The 16,243-nt window shown below is 72.1% G+C and carries 11 protein-coding genes and 1 pseudogene; 6 read left to right on the top strand and 6 right to left on the bottom strand.

Features of this window, described 5'->3' with window-relative positions; all coding sequences use genetic code 11:
• Positions 1-89: 89 nt before the first annotated feature.
• On the top strand, positions 90-3,713 hold the full coding sequence (locus tag RLT57_RS10305; protein WP_311297077.1) for a S41 family peptidase: 3,624 nt from the start codon (positions 90-92) through the stop codon (positions 3,711-3,713).
• Positions 3,714-3,775: 62 nt separating this feature from the next.
• Here RLT57_RS10305 and RLT57_RS10310 read toward each other — a convergent pair whose 3' ends face one another.
• The 5 genes from RLT57_RS10310 to RLT57_RS10330 form a co-directional block, all read right to left on the bottom strand.
• Entirely contained in the window at positions 3,776-4,903 is a 1,128-nt protein-coding gene (locus RLT57_RS10310) for a DUF3103 family protein (RefSeq protein ID WP_311297078.1), read from the bottom strand.
• 260 nt (positions 4,904-5,163) lie between these two features.
• Complete coding sequence (locus RLT57_RS10315) at positions 5,164-5,385, bottom strand: hypothetical protein (protein WP_311297079.1); 222 nt, start codon at positions 5,383-5,385, stop codon at positions 5,164-5,166.
• Between the two features lie 108 nt (positions 5,386-5,493).
• The gene (locus RLT57_RS10320) at positions 5,494-6,396 is read right to left on the bottom strand and encodes an SDR family oxidoreductase (protein WP_311297080.1); all 903 of its coding nucleotides are present in this window, start codon (positions 6,394-6,396) and stop codon (positions 5,494-5,496) included.
• The gene (locus RLT57_RS10325; protein WP_311297081.1) at positions 6,393-7,391 is read right to left on the bottom strand and encodes an alpha/beta fold hydrolase; all 999 of its coding nucleotides are present in this window, start codon (positions 7,389-7,391) and stop codon (positions 6,393-6,395) included. The genes RLT57_RS10320 and RLT57_RS10325 overlap by 4 nt, the downstream gene beginning before the upstream one ends.
• Positions 7,388-8,893: a flavin-containing monooxygenase gene (locus RLT57_RS10330; RefSeq protein WP_311300660.1), complete on the bottom strand. Its 1,506-nt coding sequence runs from the start codon at positions 8,891-8,893 to the stop codon at positions 7,388-7,390. The genes RLT57_RS10325 and RLT57_RS10330 overlap by 4 nt, the downstream gene beginning before the upstream one ends.
• 512 nt (positions 8,894-9,405) lie before the next feature.
• Here RLT57_RS10330 and RLT57_RS10335 point away from each other — a divergent pair.
• From RLT57_RS10335 to RLT57_RS10355, 5 genes and pseudogenes are all read left to right on the top strand, one after another.
• Entirely contained in the window at positions 9,406-10,185 is a 780-nt protein-coding gene (locus RLT57_RS10335; protein ID WP_311300661.1) for a MerR family transcriptional regulator, read from the top strand.
• 288 nt (positions 10,186-10,473) lie between these two features.
• Positions 10,474-10,740 (top strand): DUF2630 family protein, encoded by a 267-nt coding sequence (locus tag RLT57_RS10340; protein WP_311297082.1) that lies wholly within the window; start codon positions 10,474-10,476, stop codon positions 10,738-10,740.
• Between the two features lie 65 nt (positions 10,741-10,805).
• Positions 10,806-11,096: a GNAT family N-acetyltransferase gene (locus RLT57_RS10345; protein ID WP_311300662.1), complete on the top strand. Its 291-nt coding sequence runs from the start codon at positions 10,806-10,808 to the stop codon at positions 11,094-11,096.
• Between the two features lie 102 nt (positions 11,097-11,198).
• Positions 11,199-12,775, top strand: a pseudogene (locus RLT57_RS10350) (AlkA N-terminal domain-containing protein).
• Positions 12,772-13,281 carry a methylated-DNA--[protein]-cysteine S-methyltransferase gene (locus tag RLT57_RS10355; RefSeq protein ID WP_311297083.1) on the top strand — a complete coding sequence of 170 codons (510 nt, stop codon included), beginning with the start codon at positions 12,772-12,774 and terminating at the stop codon, positions 13,279-13,281. The pseudogene RLT57_RS10350 and the gene RLT57_RS10355 overlap by 4 nt, the downstream one beginning before the upstream one ends.
• Before the next feature lie 60 nt (positions 13,282-13,341).
• Here RLT57_RS10355 and RLT57_RS10360 read toward each other — a convergent pair whose 3' ends face one another.
• Positions 13,342-16,029 (bottom strand): YfhO family protein, encoded by a 2,688-nt coding sequence (locus tag RLT57_RS10360; protein ID WP_311297084.1) that lies wholly within the window; start codon positions 16,027-16,029, stop codon positions 13,342-13,344.
• Between the last annotated feature and the right edge of the window lie 214 nt (positions 16,030-16,243).

Raw genomic sequence — 16,243 nt, forward strand, 5'->3', positions numbered from 1 at the left:
CCCCGGCCGGGGGCACGGGCGACTGAACGGCGCGCCGCGGGGGCGCGTCCACCGGGGATAAGTTGCCGGCCGGCCGGGCCCCCCGAACCATGGGAGAGGTGAGCGATGCCGCGTACCTCCGGTTCCCGCACCTGCACGGCGACCTGCTCTGCTTCGCCGCGGAGGACGACATCTGGGTGGCCCCGCTCGGGCCGCCCGACGGATCGCCCGGTCGCGCCTGGCGGGTGACGGCGGACCGGACCAGGGTGGGGGCGCCGCGCTTCTCACCCGACGGTACGACCATCGCCTTCACCACCTGGCGCAGCCTCGACCCCGAGGTGTACCTCGTCCCGGTGGACGGCGGCACCCCGCGCCGCCTCACCTACTGGGGCAGCTCCGACACCCGGGTGTGCTCCTGGTCGCCGGACGGCCATGTGCTGGCTGTGTCGTCGCACGGCCAGCCGTTCGCCTATCACACCTGGGCACACAGCGTCACCACCGCGACGGAGTGCGGACCGGGCGGCCCGCTCCCGTGGGGGCCGGTCTCGGACATCGCCGTTTACGACTGCGCCGACGGCGAACGCCGCACCCTCCTCCTGACCGGCACCCCGCCGCACGAACCGCACGCCTGGAAGCGCTACCGCGGCGGGGCCACCGGCCGCCTGTGGCTGCACGGCCGGCGTCTGGTCCCGGACCTCCCCGGCCATCTCGCGACCCCCATGTTCGTCGCCGGCCGCATCGCCTTCCTGTCCGACCACGAGGGCGTCGGCAACCTCTACTCCTGCCGCCACGACGGTACGGACCTGCGCCGCCACACCGACCATGCCGACTTCTACGCCCGCAACGCCTCCACCGACGGGCAGCGGGTCGTCTACCAGTGCGCGGGCGAACTCTGGCTGGTCGAGGACCTGACCGCGGCCGACGCCCGCCCGCGTCGGCTGCCCCTGCGGCTCGGCGGCCCCCGCAGCGGACGCCGCCCCTACCAGGTGCCGGCCGCGGCCAACCTCGACGGCCTGGCGATCGACCGCACCGGCCGGGCGAGCGCGGTGTGCGTCCGCGGCAGCCTGTACTGGCTCACCCACCGCGACGGCCCCGCCCGTACCCTCTCCGACGTCCCCGGCTCCCGGGTGCGGCTCCCGGAGATGCTGGGCGACACGGGCCTTGTCGCCTATGTCACCGACGCCGAGGGCGAGGACGGCATCGAACTGGCGCGGCTGCCCGGCCGCGCGTCACGCGCACCGGCCCGCGAACCGTCCGCCTCCGATGAGTGGGCGACCGGTCCGGCGGCGACGGCGAGCGCCGGTGCGGCCGCGACGACCGCGGGCGGCCGGGCCCGTACCGGCTCCACCCGGTGGGGCGGCCGGTCCGCGGACGGCGACGGTCCCGACGACGGAGCGCCGGTCGACTTTCCCGCCGCCGTCTCCGGGTACGTCGCCGACAGCGGGCTCCCCGTCGGCGGCGACACGCCAGCCCGCCTCGCCGTCGGACGGCTGGGCCGCGTGCTGGAACTGGTCTCCTCCCCCGACGGCGGCACCCTCGCGGTCGCCACCCACGACGGCCGTCTGCTGCTCGTCGCCACCGGCGAGGGTGAATCCGAGGAGGGATCGTCATACGACGGCTCGTCGTACGGGATGACGTCGGAAGAGACGGACGGCACACCCGGCGGCGGCACCGGCGGCGGGATCACCCGTACGGGGTCCGACCCGCACACGATCCGATCATCGCCGGGCACGGTCGTCGAACTGATCCGCTCCACCAACGGCCCGGTACGCGACCTCGCCTTCTCCCCGGACTCCGCCTGGCTCACCTGGTCGCACCCGGGTATCGGCCGCTCCCTGCGCTCCATCAAGATCACCCGACTGGCCGACCGTACGATCATCGGCGTCACCAACGGCCGCTTTGAGGATGAACAGCCTGTCTTCACCCGCGACGGCCGCTACCTGGCGTTCCTCTCCTGGCGCGGCTTCGACCCGGTGTACGACGTTCATACCGGCGACCTTTCCTTCCCCCTGGGCTGCCGCCCCTACCTCGTACCGCTCAACTCCGCCACCCCTTCGCCCTTCGCGCTGAGCGTCGAGGGCAGTCCCGTCGTCGGCGGCCTCGACCCGGTCGAGAACACCGGCGACGGCCCGGTGGTCGTCGAGACCGAGGGGCTGCCCGACCGGGTCACGCCCTTCCCCGTCTCCGCGTCCAAGTACTCCGCTCTGGAGCCCGTCGAGGGCGGCCTGGTCTGGCTGCGCTGGCCCATCTCCGGCGCTCTCGGCGAGACCTTCGTCAACCCGACCGACCCCTCCTCGCGGCCCACCCTTGAGTTCTTCAGCCTCGGCAAGTGCAAGCGCACCGAACTCGTCCGCCACATGGACTGGTACGCGGTCAGCGGCGACGGACTGCGCCTGGCCGTCTTCGACGAGGGTGAGCTCGCCGTGCTGCCCGCCACCGAACGCGGCGACGACGACTCCACCGTCTTTGTCGACATGCGCCGTATCCTGCACGAGGTCGAACCCACCGCCGAGTGGCGCCAGTCGTACGCGGAGGCCGGCCGCCTGATCCGCGACTACTTCTGGGCGCCCGACATGTGCGGTGTGGACTGGCCCGCGATCCTCGACCAGTACCGGCCGCTGGTCGAACACGTCTCCACCCCCGACGAGTTCGCCGACCTGCTGCGTGAGGTGCTGGGCGAACTCGGCACCTCGCACGCCTATGTACAGCCCGCCCGCCGCAACGAGGGGCCGCCGCACTACCAGCGCCCCATCGGCCTGCTCGGCGCCGACTTCCAGCACAACAAGAACGGCACCTGGACGGTCGCCCGCATCCTGCCGGGTGAGTCCTCCGACTCCAAGGCCCGTTCACCGCTCGCCGGCACGGGCATCCGCGAGGGCGCGGTCCTCACCCACGTCGACGGCCGGCCGGTCGACGCGCACGCGGGCCCGTACCCGTTGCTGGCCGGCGCGGGCGGTACGACCGTTGAGCTGACCTTCACCCCCGCGGGTGGCCGCGGCGCGCCCCGCCGGGTCGCCGTCGTCCCGCTGGTGGACGAGCGACCGCTGCGCTACCAGCACTGGGTCGCCCGCCGCCGCTCAGTCGTACGCCACCTGAGCGGCGGCCGCTGCGGCTATCTGCACATCCCCGACCTCGGGGGATCCGGCTGGGCCCAGTTCAACCGCGACCTGCGCAAGGAGGTCGCCTACGACGCCCTGCTGGTCGATGTCCGCGGGAACGCGGGCGGCAACATCAGTGAACTCGTCATCGAGAAACTCACCCGAAAGGTGCTGGGTTGGGACCTCACCCGTAACGCCCAGCCCGTTTCGTACACCAGCGGCGCGCCCCGCGGTCCGATAGTCGCCATTGCCGACGAGGCGACCTCCTCGGACGGCGACATGATCACCGCGGCCTTCCAACTGCTCGGCCTCGGGCCCGTCGTGGGCCTGCGCACCTGGGGCGGCGTCGTCGGCATGACCGGCCGCCACCGGCTGGGCGACAACACCGTCATCACCGTGCCCATGAACGCGGCCTGGTTCGACGCCTACGGGTGGTCCGTGGAGAACCACGGTGTGGCCCCGGACATCGAGTGCCTGCGTACCCCTTTGGACTGGGCCGAGGGCCGTCACGGCCAACTCGACGTCGCCGTGGACACCGCGCTGTCCCTGCTGGCGGAGCAGGCCGCCGCCGTTCCTCCCGACCTGTCCGACCGCCCCGACCGCGCGCGTCCCCGGCTACCTCCGCGCCACAGGTAAGGGGCGCCCCGCAAGGGAGGGCGCCCCTTACCGCGAAGGCCGGGCGACGCACGGCCCGCAGGTCAGAACTGCTGGACGAAGTACGGGGACACCGACAGCCAGCCATTGCCGCGGGCGCCGTTGAGACGGCCGGTGGAGGACCGGGCGAGGGTGTACCAGGAGTCCACGTAGTCGGCGTCGTTGGTGTACCAGGACGAGGGGATCGCGGCGAGGATCGCGTCGACCAGGGGGATGTAGGCGCCCTGGTCGGTGATGGTCAGCAGGGCGTCGGCGAGGGCCTTGGCCAGGTCGGCGTAGTTGGTGTCGCCGTCGTCCTCCATCATCACGACGTCGGCCAGGTTGTATTTGTAGTTGGACCAGTTGACGAGAATCTGGTTCGGGTAGTAGGTGGTGTGGTCGTTGTCCAGGTAGGGCATGTCGACGGTGTCCACCCGCACCTTGCCGTCGAACCCGAAGCCGCTGACGATCGAGAAGATCTCGGCGTCGCCCAGGATCCACGGCTCCTCGTCGTCGTTGAGGTAGACCGAGTCGACCCGGGTGGTCCAGAAGCCGGCGGTGTCGGCCTTCGCCGCGACCGGGGCGGACAGGCCCGCCTTCGTGAACGCCTTGTTCACCTGGGCGAGTCCGGCGGACACGGCCTTGGTGACGTCGAGGTCGACGACGTAGACCGGCCTACTCGGCGTCTGCCGTGAGCTGAGGGTGTGGACGCGGCCGGCGCTGTCGTACGCGGTGACAGTGGCCGCGGCGTCGTCGTCGGCGGCCGCGGCGACCAGCGGCTCGGCGCCCGCGGCCAGCGCACCCCGCATGGACGCGGCGCCCAGCCGCAGTCGCAGCAGCGAACCCGCGGCCGAGGGCAGGCCCTTGGCGGCGGCTATCCGGCGGTCCGCGCCGGAGACGGCCGCGTTGAGGCCGGCGGGCGCGGCGGTACGGCCGGCCAGCGCGCCGAGGTCCACCTGCCGGGAGCCGAGCGCGGCGGTACGGACCTGGGCGCCCCACGTCGGGTCGGCGAGGGAAGCGGCGAGGCTGCGGGCGGCGCCGGCCTCGATGCTGCCGACCGTGCTGGTGGCGGGGGTGTCGGAGGCGGGAGTGGAGGCGTGAGCGGCAGGCAGGGCGAGGCCCTGGACCGTGAGGGCTGAGGCGGCGGTGAGCGCGAGGGCGATCGCGGTGCGCCGGGTGGCGGTGAGGTGCACGGGGTTCCTCCTGGAGGCGTTGCCGCGACCGCTTTCCTGGCGGTTCGGCGGCGGTTGGGGACGTTCAGGATGGAGCCGGTTCTATGCGGGTAGACACCCGCACCGCCAAAAATGATGTCCGGAACATGCCAACAATACAAGAGTTTCTCCGGCCACAAGAAACACGAAGAAGGGGCATCCCTAACGGATACCCCTTCACGTGTCACGGTGTTGACCTGGCGCCAACGCACGGGCCACGCCTGCGACCGCCCAAGAAGGCGTCAGGCCAGGGTGTCCTGATCGTCCTGCTCGGAGCCCGTGCGCTCACGGGCCTCGTCCTTGAACCGGGAGCGGCGTCCCTGCCCGTTCTGCTGCGGCCCGCGCTCCATCCGCTCGGGGTTGTCCGTGCCGACGGCCGACTCGTTCCGCCTGTTGCCGACGGCGGTCCTGGGCTTGTCGGCGTACTCGTCGGCCGTGTCCCTGAACTGGTCGAAAGCACCCATGGTGACTCCTCCTGGAGTCTTGGGGGGGATGGAGCCTCGACAAGATGTACATGCTGGGATGGCCCTCGCGTCTTGGGAGAATGACCCCAGGTCAGCGAGCGATTACGGCTACGGTGTGTGATGGTCGGACGATCGTGCGGCCTCATCGGCGGCCCCGCCGCTGCCGACAAGTCCACGTTTGGCCCGCGCGCCGCGCGCCAGCGCCGGTTGTGCGCGGCGCATTTCACGCCGCCCGAGCACACCGCCGATGACCGACGGCAGGAAACCGCGCACCGGCTGCATCCCGCGCAACCACCACTGTCCGTACACATGAGGCGATCGTCGTACGATGCCGGCCGCAATCCGCTCGACGGCCGGCTCCAACGGATAGGTGCGGTTGGCCGGCCACGGCAGCTTGGCGCGCATCTCCCGCAGCACTTCGTCCTCATCGGCGCCGCGCACCATGTCGGTGTCGGTCCAGCTCAGATACCCGACACCGACCGCGACGCCCTGGTAGCCGACCTCCGCCCGCAGGCTGTGCGCGAACGCCTCCACTCCCGACTTGCTGGCGCAGTACGCGGCCATCATCGGCGCAGGGGTGATCGCGGCCAGTGATGCGATCTGCAGAAGATAGCCACGCGACGCGACGAGCGCGGGCAGGAAGGCGCGGGCGGTGGCGATACTGCCCAGCAGGTTGACGTGGATCACCCGATCGAAGGCGTCGGGGTCGGAGTCGAGGAACGGACCGCCGGTGGCGACACCCGCGTTGGCGACCACCACGTCGATCCGGCCGAAGCGCGCGACGACTTCCTCGGCCACACGCGCCATGGTCGCCCGGTCGGTGACATCAGCGGTCCAGAAGGCGGCATCACCACCGAGTGACTCCGTGACGTTCTGCAGCTCATCGGGTTCGAGGCCCACCAGCACCAGGCGCGCGCCGCGCGCGGCGAGTGTACGGGCGAGCAGCGCGCCCACCCCGCGGGCCGCACCGGTGACCACGACGACCTGGCCGTCCACTGATGATCCGCTCATGCGCTGTTCTCCTCCGCTCGCGATGTGCGTGCCTGTAGCGGTGTGCTTTTCGCACGATCGCCAGGATCGTGATATGCGATACGGCTGTCTGACGAAGCGGCCGTCAGATGATCGGCGACCAGATCCCGTATCACCCGCGCGACAGCGGCCGGATCCTCGATCGGGGTCATGTGACCGGCCCCCGGCAACTCGGTCAGGCCGGCGAGTCGCGGCAGAACGGCGGCCATGCCGCGGGCGTGCGCCTTGGGGGTGAGTTTGTCGGCGGTACCGACCAGAACCGCGGTCGGGGCGGTGACCGCCGCCAGCTCCACGTCCAGGTCGAGCACCGCGAGCACCCGCCCCCACGCCGACCGCTGCCGCGGCCGGCACGCGTGCACGATACGAGCGGTGAAGTCGACCTGTTCAGGTGTCGAGTCCGATCCCAGCACCCCGTACTTCAGCGCGGCCTTCGACAACCGCGTCACCCGTCCGAGTGGCATCGCCGACACAAGCAGCTGCCGGTGGAAGACGCGTCGCAGGCGCCGCGGACCGAACCGCGCCGGCAGCACCTCGGTCGCCCCCAGCAACCGGCCGCTGCCGGTGCTGGCGAGCAGGACCGCAGCCGTCCGATCGGTCACGGCCGCACGCCCGGACGCCGCCATGATCGTCATACCGCCCATGGAGTGGCCGGCCAGTACCGCGCGTTCACCCTCCGGGACAACCGCTTCCAGTACGGCTTCCAGATCGTCGGCCAATGCGCCGGTGCCGTAGCCGTTGCGGGTGACCGGCGCGCCGCTGCGGCCGTGCCCGCGCTGGTCGTAGGCGACGATCCGACAATCGTCCGCGAGCAGCCGAACGACCGGCGCCCAGAAGAGCGTTGAGCACGTCCACCCGTGGGCCAGGACGACAGTAGGACCATCGGGTCGCCCGTATTCCTCGGCATGGATACGGGTGCCGTCAGCAGAGGCGACAGCCAGTTCGCGGCGCGCCGGCACCGTCTCGTACAGCCGGTTCACGTGACCACCTCCACGGCGGGTTCGGCGGCCGCGACCGGCGCGAGGACCTCGTACTCCGACAGTTTCAGTTGGCGCGTCGCCCGGCGGAACTCCGAAGTGGTGCCCGGCCACGCCGTGGTGTTGCGTCCGTTGGCGTCCAGGTACCAGCTCTTGCAACCGCCGGTGTTCCAGACGGTACGGGCCGCCCGCCGCTGCATCTCCGCGTTCCACGCGCTCACCGCGCCCGGCTTGGCGTCCAGCGCCGCGCCACCCGAATGCGCCAGCGCGCGCAGGTAGTCGGCGACGTAATTGAGCGATGACTCGATCATCAGAATCATCGAGCTGTTCCCCAGGCCGGTGTTCGGACCGATGATCAGCAGAAGATTGGGAAATCCGTCGACCGTACAACCGCGCAGCGCCGCCATGCCGTTCTTCCAGTGCTCGCCGAGCGTGCGCCCGTCCGCACCGATGATCCGATCACCGATGGGCATGTCGGTCACGTGGAAGCCCGTTCCGAAGATGATCGCATCGACTTCCCGCTCGCTGCCGTCCGCCGTCACCACCGACGACCCGCGCACCTCCGTCAGCGCGGAAGTGACCACCTCGGTGTTCGGCTGGGCGAGAGCCGGATAATAGGAATTCGACAGCAGGATGCGTTTGCAGCCGATCGTGTAATCGGGCGTGAGCCGTGCCCGCAGCGCCGCATCCTTGATGGACCGCCGCAGATGGCCGCGGGCGATCCGCTCGGCCGCCTTCATCAGCTTCGGCCGCTTCACAAAGGCGCCGACCTGGAACTCCCGGATCAGCCACAGCAATCCCCGCCGTGCCTTCGCCGAGCCCGGCACCGTCGCGTGCAACCACCGCTCCGCCGCCCCTATCGGCCGGTCCATCCGGGGCATCACCCACGGCGGAGTCCGCTGGATCACGGTCAGCCGCGCCACGTCCGGCTGGATCGCCGGCACGATCTGGATCGCCGAGGCCCCCGTGCCGACCATCGCGACCCGCTTGCCCTTCAGGTCGAAGTCGTGGTCCCAGCGCGAGGAGTGGAAGACCCGCCCGGGAAAGTCCCCGATCCCCGGGATGTCGGGGATCTTCGGGTCGGACAGCGGGCCGGTCGCCGAGACCACCACATCGGCCGTGAGTTCGCCGCTCGCCGTCGACAGACGCCAGTGTCGCGCGTCGGCGTCCCAGCGGGCCTGCCGTACCTCGGCGCCGAACCGCAGATGGGGTCGCAGCCCGAAGGTGTCCGTCACCCTTTCGAGGTAGGCGCGGATGTGTTCCTGGCCGGAGAAGGCGCGCGGCCAGTCCGGGTTGGGGGCGAAGGAGAACGAGTAGAGGTGGGAGGGCACGTCGCAGGCACAGCCGGGGTAGCTGTTGTCGCGCCAGGTGCCGCCCACCGCGTCGGCCCGCTCCAGGATCACGAAGTCGGTGATCCCCTCTCGCCGGAGCCGTACGGCGGCCCCCAGCCCGCCGAAGCCGGACCCGATCACCGCCACCCGCACGTGTTCGAGGTCGCCGTCCATGGCACCGCCCTTCGCGTTCGTCCCTGACTCCACCACACCCGGGTCGGCCACTTCTCGCCGCCGGCCGCTGATCCGGTCAACCTTGCGTCCGACCGGCCACCGGTCCGATCACCCGCTGACCGGAAAAATCACGCCAGCAATCACTGGCATGGTCGTACGTCCGGACTGTAGAGCACTCGGGTTACCGACGGTAGAGGCTGGACCGAATCGGCTACCGCCGGGTAAGTGGCCGCTGGCGGCCGGACGAGGGCGGCACGACGGTCAGCTGCGGGAGGCCGCCCAGGACCGTCCAGAACCGCCCAGAACACCGGTAGAACCGTTTCCGCAGCGCATAGGCTGACCGTGTGGACGACATCGGCACCGGCACCGGCGAAGAGGGCGCCCCGCCCGTCCCGCCCGGCCGCCCCGCCGACGAAGCCGCCGGCACGGCTAAGGGCGCGCACCCGCGCCATGTCACCCGCACTGCTCCGGACAGCAGCCGGGGCGCCCGCCCCGCCCCCAAGGACCGCGCCCTGCGCGAATACCGCGTCGAAGAACTCGCCGAAGCCGCCGGCATCCCCGTCCGCACCCTCCGTTTCTACCGCGAGCGGCGCCTGCTGCCGCCCCCGCGCCGTGCCGGCCGCATCGCCTGGTATTCCGAGGACCACCTCGCCCGTCTGCGCACCATTGCGGCCCTGCTGGAACGCGGCCACACCCTCGGCGGCATCGCCGAACTCATCGCCGCCTGGGAGAACGGCCGCACCCTCGACGGCGTGGCCGAACTCCTCGGCCTGGAAGGCGCCCCCGCTCCGCCCTGGTCGGACGAGACACCGGTCAGGCTCAGCCCCCAGGCGCTCGCCGACTACTTCGGCGAGGACGTCAGCCCGGACAACCTCACGACCGCCCTCACGCTGGGCTACATCGCCGTCGACGGCGAGAACGTCGTCCACATCAGCCGCCGCCTGCTGGAGGCCTCCTCCGCACTGGTCCGCGAAGGCGTACCGCTGGCCGCGGTGCTGGCGGCCGGCCGCGAGGTACGCGGCCATGTGGACGCGCTGGCCGAACTGTTCACGCAGGTCATCGGCGCCTACGTACTCGGCCCGCCGACCGCCTTGCCGGCGGGCGAGGCCCACAGCGTCCCGCAGGCGCTGCAGCGGCTGCGCCCCCTGGCCAAGAGCATCGTGGAAGCCGAGATGTCACTGGCGATGGACCGCCGGGTACGCGCCGAGATCGACGTCCGGATGCGGAAGCGCGCGGAGACGGCCGGCCGCGAAAGCCCCGAAGGTTTGCCTAAGGACGCCGGGGCATCCTAGGAGGCGCATCCCGGGGGATGCGTCCTCAGCACGCCAGGGCAGGCGGTCGGACGAGCGCCGCGTCAGCCCGCAAAGGCCGGGGAGGCGGGGAAGGGCCGGAACAGCGGCACGTAACAGGCCGCGAAGGGCGGGAGAGGAGCGGGACGGGCCGCAAAGGGCGCCGAGCCCCCGGCACCCTCCCTCGGCCGATCACCCCCCGCTCCGCGCATTCCGCCGCCCGACCTGCAAGAGTGGAGGTGCCCGACCACGACAGCGCAACGCCGTCCCTCACCGGACCGGGAGGTTCCCGTGCAAGAGCCCAATGACGCCGGCGCCGAACACGCCATCCTCGGCCGGATCAGCAAGATGGTCGCCGACGAGAAGATCCTGCGTGAACAGCTGACCGCCGGCGGCATCGACGGTGACACCGAGAAGGAGCGCCTGGCCGCCCTCGAACGCGAGCTCGACCAGTGCTGGGACCTGCTCCGCCAGCGCCGCGCCCTGACCGAGGCGGGCGAGGACCCGGGTGCCGCCCGTGTCCGGCCCTCCTCCACGGTCGAGAACTACCGCTCGTGAGCCGCGGCGGCGAGGGCGACGGGAACAGCGAGCCGACCGCCGCCGGGGGCAGCGGCAAGGTCACAATCACCGACGCCCCCGAGCAGCACCGCTACGAGGCCAGGGTCGACGGCGGCCTGGCCGGCTTCGCGGTGTACCTGCGTACGCCGCAGCTGGTGACCTTCGTGCACACCGAGGTCGAGGACGCCTACGGGGGCCGCGGTGTCGGCTCCGCGCTGGCCCGCGCCGCACTTGACGAGGCCCGCGCCCAAGGGCTCCAGGTGGTCGCGGTCTGCCCGTTCGTGAGCGGCTGGATCGACCGGCACCCCGCATACCGGGACCTGCTGTACGAGGCAAGCAGCCAGGTAAGCGACTAGGACCGGCTTCAGGGACCGCCGCCGGAGCCTGCGAGCCGGGTCCCGACGGCGCGCCTGCGTCCGGTGGTCGGTGGTCCTCCTCCGCCCGGTCGTCCCACCTCCATGTCGGATTTCCGCCAGACCAGCCCCCTGACGACGCGGGATGCTGGTGGGGTGCATACGGACTCCGACGCCTGCGTCCGCGCCGTCCGGTCGAAGACGCCCGTTTCGACGGGTGGTTCTTCACCGCGGTGCTGACCACGCGCGTCTACTGCCGACCCAGCTGCCCCGCCGTACCGCCGAAGGCCGAGAACATGAGCTTCCATCCGAGCGCGGCAGCAGCCCAGCAGGCCGGTTTCCGCGCCTGCAGGCGCTGCCGCCCGGACGCGGCGCCCGGCTCCCCGCAGTGGAACGAGCGCGCCGACCCGGTGGCCCGCGCCATGCGGCTGATCGCCGACGGCGCGGTGGACCGCGACGGTGTCCCGGGCCTCGCGGCGCGCCTCGGCTACAGCGCACGGCAGCTCGAACGCCGACTGGTCGCCGAACTCGGCGCCGGGCCGCTCGCCCTGGCCCGCGCGCAGCGCGCGCAGACCGCCCGGCTGCTGATCGAGACCACCACGCTGCCGATGGGCGAGGTCGCCTTCGCGGCGGGCTTCGCCGGCATCCGCGCCTTCAACGACACCGTGCGCGCGGTGTTCGCCCTGTCCCCCGGGGAGTTGCGCGCCCGCGCCGCCAAAGGGCGCCCGTCCGCGTCCGACGGCGCACTCGCGCTGCGGCTGCCGTTCCGCCGACCCCTCACCCCCGACAACCTGTTCGGTCATCTCGCCGCCACCGCCGTACCCGGCGTGGAGGAGTGGCGCGCGGGTGCGTACCGCCGCACCCTGCGGCTGCCGCACGGCCCCGGCATCGTGGCGTTGAGGCCCCGACCCGACCATGTCGGCTGCCAGTTGTGGCTCGCCGACTGGCGTGACCTCACGCAGGCGATCAGCCGCTGCCGCCGGATGCTCGACCTGGACGCGGACCCGTCGGCCGTCGACGCGCTGCTGTCCGCGGACCCGGTGCTGGCCCCGCTGGTGGCCAGGGCGCCGGGCCGACGGGTACCAGGGGTCGCGGGCGGGCCGGAGTTCGCGGTACGGGCGGTACTGGGCCAGCAGATCTCCACCGCGGCGGCCCGTACACACGCCGCCCGGCTGGTGACCGCGTACGGCGAACCGGTCACCGATCCCGCGGGCGGCCTGACTCACCTCTTCCCCTCCCCCGCCGCGCTCGCCGCCCACGATCCGGCCGAGTTGGCGATGCCGCGGACCCGCAAGGCGACCCTGGCCGCATTGCTACGGGCCCTGGCGGACGGCGAGTTGGACCTCGACGTCGGCTGCGACTGGCAGCAGGCCCGGTCCCGGCTCGCCGCGCTGCCCGGCGTCGGCCCGTGGACGGTGGAGACGATCGCGATGCGTGCGCTGGGTGACCCGGACGCATTTTCGCCCACCGACCTCGGGATCCGCCGCGCGGCCCGTGACCTCGGTCTCCCCACCACGCCGTCGGCGCTGTCGAAACGGTCCGCGGCCTGGCGGCCATGGCGCGCGTACGCCACACAGTACCTGTGGGCGACAGGCGACCACCCGACCAACGTCCTCCCGCCGGAGCGCCGTTCGGCGACTTCGGTCACCAACCCCGTTACGGAGAAAGGCCCTTCCCGATGACAACCACCGTTTACGCTCTTGTGGACAGTCCCTGCGGCCCGCTGACCCTGGTGGCCAGGGACGGCGCGCTCGCCGGCCTCTACATGACCGACCACCGGCACCGTCCACCTCTGGAGAGCTTCGGCGCGCGGGTCGAGCCGGACGGACTCCCCGCGCTCGCCGAGGTGTCGGAGCAGCTGTCGGCGTACTTCGCCGGCGGCCTGACCCGTTTCGACCTGCCGCTGGCGGCCGTCGGCACCCCGTTCCAGCGGCGCGTCTGGTCGGCGTTGAACGACATCCCTTACGGCGAGACGGTCTCGTACGGCCGACTCGCAGCGTCCCTCGGCCAGCCGGGCGCCTCCCGCGCCGTGGGCCTGGCCAACGGCAAGAACCCGATCAGCATCATCGTGCCCTGCCACCGGGTGGTCGGCGCCAACGGCAGCCTGACCGGCTACGGCGGCGGCCTGGAGCGCAAGCGCTGGCTGCTGGGCCTCGAAGGCGGGCTCTGCCGACCGACGCTGATCTGACCGCCGGCCGCGGCGGCGGTGGTGCCGGGGACCGTCCGGAGCACCACCGGCCCGGCGGGGTCAGGGGGCGCCCCGCGTCACGGCCTGCGCGTGCTGCCGCAGCGGCACGTCCTCGGCAACCGCCGGGCCGGTCCGCCTCCTTCGCCGCCACCCGTATCCGGCCAGTGCCGCCAGTCCGAGCAGCGAGACCCCGCACGCCGCTTCGCCGAGCCGCAGCCCCGGCGGGGTGAAGGAGCAGGAGACCGTGTTCGTACGGCCGTCGAGCGGCACGGCCAGCAACCCGAGGTACGACGCCGCCGGACGCGCCGGGCCGTGACCGGCCGAACAGCTCCACCCGGCGATGTCGGGCGCGGCCACTACCGCGAACCCGCGTGCCTGCGGCGGAAGGTGGGCCCGGATGCCGTCGGAGGTCACGTCCACCCGGGTTGCTCCGGTGGCGGCGAGGTGCCGCTCGGCCGCCGCCAGCCGGGCCTGGTCGAGGCAGCCGATCCCGTCGGCTTGGACCGTGCTGGGCCCCTGCGCGGGGTGCAGCAGCAAGGTGAACCGCCCGCTGTGCGGGGTGGCTCCGAGCCGCTGTACCGGCGCGCGGTGGCTGGTCATCCGGCCCTGGTACGCGATCGGCGCGCTGCCGGGTGCGCGCACCGATCCGGTGAAGTCCGGTGACCAGAAGTAGAGTTGGCTGCCCGCCGGGCAGGACGAGGCAAGGCGGTAGATACGCTGCCGGCCGCCCGGGGTGCGGTAGGCGCCGTTTCTGCCCGGCCGCAGCGTGCGCCCGTCGGCGTCGGTCACCCGCATGCTCCCGCCGGTGGTGTAGACGCGGCTTCCGAGCAGCAACTCCTGGTTGCGGTACGGCGATCGGCCGTATCCGGTGGTCGGCCCGGCGGCGCGTACGGTGACCAGCGGCGGCACCGCCCGGCGGGTGACGGTGGGCCGGGGGGCCGGTCCCTGAGCGCCGTGGCGCGGCTCGGGCGGCGAGTGCAGCCGGGCGCCGACGGAGAAGATCACGTCGGTGACCGGGTTGTCGAGACTCTGGGGGGAGCGCCCGTGCGAGGTCCACCCGCCGCCGAGCGCCGCGAGCGTACCGGACCACACCGCCGAGGTGAGGCTGCTGTAGTACTGCGCGCCCTGTCCGCCGACGGCCAACGCGTCGTTCCCGACGGTCTGTTCGCGTCCCGGCTCGGTCCGGTAACGCGGCCAGCCGTCGGCGTCGGCGAGGGCCCGCCGTTCCTCGCCCTGCCGCTGCCCCCAGGCAGGGTAGTCGTCCAGCAGGCCGCGCCTCTTGTGGTCGGTCCAGGCGTCGGTGACCGCCGCCTGCCCCAACTGGGCCGCCAGCAGCAGGCCGACGGCCAGCACGGCCGGGAGGCTGGCGCGTATGGACACAACTCCCTTGTCCTGCAGGCGCCGGAGCAGCAGCAGCCCTCCGTAGGCGGCCACCAGGCCGCCGGCGAGCAGGGGATACGTGGTGGGCCCGGCCAGTTTGTGGTCCGCGCCGAGCGCGACGAAAACGGTCATCAGTCCCATCAGCCCTGCTCCGTAGGCCAGTTGGCGCGGGCCGGGCAGCCGGTGGGCGACCGACTGCCACGCGCCGATCACCATGGCGCCGCTGAGCACGAAGGTCTGCCGGTACGGGCTGCCGTTGGGCTCGGTGAAGGCGTGCCACATCAGGTGCGTCGGCTTCAGCTCGAAGGACACGGCGACCACGACCGCCAGCGCCGGCCACACGACGCGGTCCCGCCGCGGCACCGCCGGGTGGAAGGGCAGCACGAACGCGAGCAGCAGCGCGGCGGTACCGATGTAGGTGGAGGGCGTCGCGAAGCCGTACGTGCCCGGAAGCATCCGCATCAGCAGGTCGGCGAAGGGCAGCGGACGGAAGGCGGGCAGTGAGAGCGGGGACGCGAGCTTCGTGCCCTTGACGATGGTGAGCAGCACGGGTGCGGTCAGGCCGATACCGAGGACGGTGGTGAGGGCGGCGCGGCCGAAGGTGAGTGCGGCGTGGCGGGCGGGAGTCCGCGGCCGTCCGCCGGGCTTCGCCGAAGCCGAACCCGGGCCGGGTCCCGGATCCGGTACCGCCGCCGGGACCGGAACCGGCTCGGTGAGCAGCCGGGCGGCGAGGAACAGTGCGGCGCCGAGCGTGGCCATGTACGCGGTGTAGAAGTTCGCGGCCCAGCACAGGGCGACCACCAGGACGCCGGTCGCCGTCCGCCGGCCTTGCCGCGCCCACTCCCCGACCATGCACAGCAGTGGGAGGGCGGTCAGGCCGTCGAGCCACATCGGGTTGTAGGACGCCAGCATCAGCGTCCACCCGCACAGCGCGTACGACACCCCGAGCAGCCCGGCCGCCCACCGAGGCCCGGGACGCAGCACGAGCAGCAGCACCGCCATCGCCGCTGCCGCCGAGCCGAGTTCGAGCACGCTGACGACGTAGACGGCCAGGTCGATGCGGTCCCGCGGGAAGAGCGCGACCAGCGGCGCGAACGGGCTCGCCAGATACGTGCCGAAGTCGGGCAGGAAACTGCTGCCGTAACCGGACTGCCAGTTCAGCAGCCAGCCGCCGTCCGCCCTGCCGTGCAGCAGATCCCACAGGTGGGCGTGGAAGGGCACGTACTGGTTGCCGAGGTCGCTCACGCTGCGCGTCCGGGTCCCGAACGGATACTGCCGCGCCAGCGCGTCCCCCGCGCAGAACGCGATCATCGTCAGCCCGGCGGCGGTCAGCGCCGCCCGTAGCCGGCCGGCGTGCTCGGATGTCATCGATTCCCCTGTCGCGTACGGCCTGCCCGGCGCAAATATCACTGACAGTTAGGCAGTCTGGTACGACGGAATGATGTATGCCAAGCATCTTCGGGGGTGAATCAGGGTCCCCGACCGGTAATTGACTTCGATCGGTGACAACCTTTACATACTCTCAACATCCCAGGTGGAACCGAAGTATGGCGATCCGCATCCGCCTATTGACGGTTCATCA

Origin of the sequence: Streptomyces sp. ITFR-21, from assembly GCF_031844685.1 — a bacterium.
GTDB lineage: Bacteria > Actinomycetota > Actinomycetes > Streptomycetales > Streptomycetaceae > Actinacidiphila.